This is a genomic window from Leisingera sp. F5, assembly GCF_001593695.1.
In genome coordinates this window covers 1-3,482 of record NZ_LUKH01000235.1, presented here as the reverse complement: position 1 = coordinate 3,482, position 3,482 = coordinate 1, and the positions used below count along the sequence as shown (strand labels likewise).

4 protein-coding genes are annotated in these 3,482 nt (G+C 60.1%); all 4 read left to right on the top strand.

The genetic code is table 11. The features are described from left to right. The coding region (gene odhB, locus A2I95_RS28030; RefSeq protein ID WP_291735192.1) for a 2-oxoglutarate dehydrogenase complex dihydrolipoyllysine-residue succinyltransferase at positions 1–878 on the top strand (878 nt) is incomplete at its 5' end. Between the two features lie 73 nt (positions 879–951). Next, complete coding sequence (locus tag A2I95_RS28025) at positions 952–1,353, top strand: hypothetical protein (RefSeq protein ID WP_291735190.1); 402 nt, start codon at positions 952–954, stop codon at positions 1,351–1,353. Positions 1,354–1,815: 462 nt separating this feature from the next. Next, a complete protein-coding gene (locus A2I95_RS28020) occupies positions 1,816–2,085 on the top strand; it encodes a hypothetical protein (RefSeq protein WP_291735188.1) in 270 nt (89 codons plus the stop codon). 68 nt (positions 2,086–2,153) lie between these two features. Then, positions 2,154–3,482, top strand: a 1,329-nt coding sequence (gene lpdA / locus A2I95_RS28015; protein ID WP_291735185.1) for a dihydrolipoyl dehydrogenase, incomplete at its 3' end; no start/stop codon positions are given.

Below are 3,482 nucleotides of genomic sequence, written 5' to 3'. Positions count from 1 at the left end.
AAAAGGCAATGGCCGAGGCAGGCCTCAATGCATCGCAAGTCACCGGCAGTGGCCGTGACGGACGCATCATGAAGGAAGACGTTGCCGCAGCTGTGGCTGCGGCCAAGGCCGCACCGCCTGCCGCTCCGGCAGCCCCGGCACCGGCCCAGATGCGCGGCCCGGTCACTGCGGACGACGCCGCGCGCGAGGAACGGGTGAAGATGACCCGCCTGCGCCAGACCATCGCCAAACGCCTGAAGGACAGCCAGAACACCGCCGCCATGCTGACCACCTATAACGAGGTCGACATGACCGAGGTGATGGCCCTGCGCAATGAGTACAAGGATCTGTTCCTGAAGAAGCACGGCGTGAAACTGGGCTTCATGTCCTTCTTTACCAAGGCCTGCTGCCACGCTCTGAAGGAAGTGCCGGAGGTCAACGCCGAGATCGACGGCACCGACATCGTCTACAAGAACTTTGTCCATATGGGCGTCGCCGCCGGCACCCCGACCGGCCTTGTCGTGCCGGTGATCCGCGACGCCGATGCGATGTCCTTTGCTGCGATCGAAAAGGCGATTGCCGAAAAAGGCGCCCGCGCCCGCGACGGCAAGCTGTCGATGGCCGAAATGCAAGGCGGCACCTTCACCATCTCCAACGGCGGCGTCTACGGCTCGCTGATGTCCTCGCCGATCCTGAACCCGCCGCAGTCCGGCATCCTGGGCATGCACAAGATCCAGGACCGCCCGATGGCGATCAACGGCCAGGTGGAAATCCGCCCGATGATGTATCTGGCGCTGAGCTATGACCACCGCATCGTCGACGGCAAAGGCGCCGTGACCTTCCTGGTCCGCGTCAAGGAAGCGCTGGAAGATCCGCGCCGCCTGCTGATGGATCTGTAAAAGAACAAACTGCGCTTCATTCTCTGTGTTTGGGGCGCAGTTTCACACATTTCCCGAATAACTTTGGTTCAAAATGAGCGATCTTCCCAAAAGTGAGTTGGTCATAGCAAAGATCCTAGAACTGCTGATGGATTGGGGCATTCAGGAGACACAACTTGAATTTACTGAACTTGGACTTTCAGAAGATTATGCCTCGCACTTTTTTCCATGCGTGGAATGGTTGAGAGACGAAGGTATAATTCGCACCGGAAAAATTTCTAAGTACCTTGACGGCAATGCTGCCGGGATAGTTTCGAGCCCTGTACTTACTTCCTACGGTCTTGCCGCCTTGGGCCACAAAGTTAAGGTCGGCGAAATCGAAGAACAGCTTTCTCAAGCCGTCAAAGACGTTAGTTCGGGCGGAAAATCATACTCCCAAATTGGTGATTTGGTAGGTGGCATTCTAGGTGGTTTCACTAAATCGATAGGTTCCTAAATGTACTCCAAAGTGAGCGCACAGCTCATTGCGTGCCCAAGAAATGCATTTGCCACCTTGCTAGAGGTCATTTCCCAATGACCCTCCCGCTCTGGGGCCTTGTCTGCCTCTCGATCCTTGTCCTGATCCACGTGAGCTTCGACAGCTTCCTCTTAAAGCTCTCAGTTGGAAACGCCTTGGCCGCCGGCCCGCGCGACACTTCCGTTACGCGCAGCGCTGGCCGGCCGGGCGCCGCAATCTGGCTGATCGCAGCCAGCGGCCTCGCCGCCATGCTTGCGGGGGTTCTCCTCGCATGCCCTATCCTCTTGCCAATAATATCCCGGGGGAGGCCCGCTAGGGCCGGGGGCAGCGCCCCCATTCCGAGAACCTTGCCGTTGACGCAGTCTTTATTGAGTGGAATCAAAGCGCTCCCCAACCGCATCAGGGCATCCTGCTGCCACCAAGGACAAAGGAGTAACACCAATGACAACCCATGTACTCTGGCAGGCCGACGTGGCCGACTTCGACGCCTGGCTCACCGTCTTCCGGCGGGACAAGCGCAACCGCCAGGCCTCGGGCATCACCGACATGAATGTCTGGAGCGATCCGGACCGCAAGAACCACGCAGTCGCCCTCTTCGCAATCACCGATCTGGAGAAGGCCCGCGCCTTTTTCGGCTCCGAAGAATTGGCAATGCACCTTGAACGCGACGGGGTCACCAATATCTCGATCAAAATGCTGACCCCGGTTTGATCACACATTAACTATCCCCAAACGCGAGCTCCGAAAAACGGAACCGGGGCCAAAAGAGGAAACAGCCCATGTCCCAATATGACGTCATCGTAATCGGCGCCGGTCCCGGCGGCTATGTCTGCGCCATCCGCTGCGCCCAGCTGGGGCTGAAGACCGCCGTGGTCGAGGGGCGCGAGACCCTGGGCGGCACTTGCCTGAACGTGGGCTGTATCCCTTCCAAGGCGCTGCTGCATTCCACGCACCTGCTGCATGAGGCAGAGCACAACTTTGCCCATATGGGCCTCAAGGGCAAAAGCCCCTCGGTCGATTGGGACCAGATGAAAGCCTACAAGGACGAGGTCATCGGCCAGAACACCGGCGGCATCGAGTTCCTGTTCAAGAAGAACAAGATCGACTGGATCAAGGGCTGGGCCTCGATCCCCGCGGCCGGCAAGGTGCAGGTGGGCGATGAAGTGCACGAGGCCAAGAACATCGTGATCGCCTCCGGCTCCGTACCCTCGTCCATTCCGGGCGTGGAGATCGACGAGAAGATCGTGGTCTCCTCCACCGGCGCGCTGGAACTCCCGAAGATCCCCAAGAAACTAACCGTCATTGGCGCCGGCGTCATCGGGCTGGAACTGGGCTCGGTCTATGCCCGTCTCGGCTCCGAGGTGACCGTGGTCGAATACATGGACGCGGTCTGCCCCGGCATGGACAAGGACGTGCAGCGCTCCTTCAAGCGGATCCTGGAGAAACAGGGCCTCAACATCATCCTGGGCGCCGCGGTGCAGGGGGTCGAGACCACCAAGACCAAGGCAAAGGTGAAATACCAGCCCAAGAAGGGCGGCGACGAGGTCACGCTGGACGCCGATGTGGTTCTGGTGGCGACGGGGCGTAAACCCTACAGCGAGGGCCTCGGCCTGGATGCGCTTGGCGTCAAAATGACCGAGCGCGGCCAGATCGCCGCTGACAACCACTGGCGCACCAATATCCCGGGCATCTATGCCATCGGCGACGTGATCGAAGGCCCGATGCTGGCGCATAAGGCCGAGGATGAGGGCATGGCGGTGGCCGATGTGATCGCAGGCAAGCATGGCCATGTGAATTACGGCGTGATTCCCGGGGTGGTTTACACCACACCCGAGGTTGCCAGCGTCGGCGCCACCGAGGACGCGCTAAAGGCCGAGGGACGCAAGGTCAAGGTGGGCAAGTTCATGTTCATGGGCAATGCCCGCGCCAAGGCCGTCGGCCAGGCCGAGGGCGGTTTTGTCAAAATCATCGCCGATAAGGAAACCGACCGCATCCTGGGTGCTGCCATCATCGGCCCGGCTGCGGGCGACATGATCCACGAACTGTGCGTGGCGATGGAATTCGGCGCCTCCGCCGAAGACGTGGCGCTGACCTGCCATGCGCATCCG